Below are 894 nucleotides of genomic sequence, written 5' to 3'. Positions count from 1 at the left end.
GGGACAAGAAGCTGAGCGTTTTCTCCTGTTTCCTCCCCACCACAACAGCGGGCTTTATTATTTTGACAAAGTGCAACTTGGGATTGCAGAAGACGCTTACTTTTGGCATGATAATGAAAAAAAGTAAGGAGTGGAGCAAATGGCATTGTTGTCTACCCCGTTTCAGTTTAAAGGACTTAGCTTGAAAAATCGGATTGTCATGCCGCCGATGTGCCAGTACTCCGTGGATGCACACGATGGAACACCAACGGACTGGCATTTTGTTCATTACGTTTCTCGTGCAGTAGGCGGAACAGGTCTGATCATTGTGGAAATGACCGATGTTGAGCCTGATGGCAGAATTTCCAACGGCGATTTGGGCTTGTGGTCTGACGAACAGATTCCGGCGTATACCCGAATTGTCTCCGAGGTTCATAAATATGGGGCCAAAATTGGCATACAGATTGCTCATGCGGGCCGCAAAGCGGAAGACGCAGAAGTGCCTGTATCTTCGTCCGCGATTGCTTTCCCAGGGGCGCGCTACAAAACGCCACGGGCGTTGACGACAGAAGAGGTCAAGCAAATGGTCGTCAAGTTCCAGGACTCTGCGAGACGTGCGGTGGAAGCCGGGTTTGACACCATTGAAATCCACGGTGCGCACGGATACTTGGTTCACCAGTTCCACTCCCCTTTGACGAATCAGCGTGATGATGAGTACGGGCGTGATAAAGCGCTGTTTGGCGTGGAAATTATTCAGGCGATCAAAGAGGTCATTCCAGCTGACATGCCGCTGATCATGCGCGTCTCTGCCGTAGAGTACGTGGATGGTGGATATGGGCTGGATTACAGCACGGAGCTGTGCCGCCGTTACAAGGAAGCAGGCGTGGATATTTTCCATATATCCAGCGGCGGGGG

1 protein-coding gene is annotated in these 894 nt (G+C 51.2%); it reads left to right on the top strand.

Annotated elements, in window-relative coordinates; all coding sequences use genetic code 11:
• Positions 1-139 precede the first annotated feature (139 nt).
• Positions 140-894: NADH:flavin oxidoreductase (locus tag PMI05_RS25150; RefSeq protein ID WP_007728026.1), on the top strand; the 755-nt coding region annotated here is incomplete at its 3' end.

This window comes from Brevibacillus sp. BC25 (assembly GCF_000282075.1).
Classification (GTDB): Bacteria; Bacillota; Bacilli; order Brevibacillales; family Brevibacillaceae; genus Brevibacillus.
The sequence above is the reverse complement of the archived record's forward strand: the minus strand, read 5'-3'. Positions and strand labels throughout refer to the sequence as shown.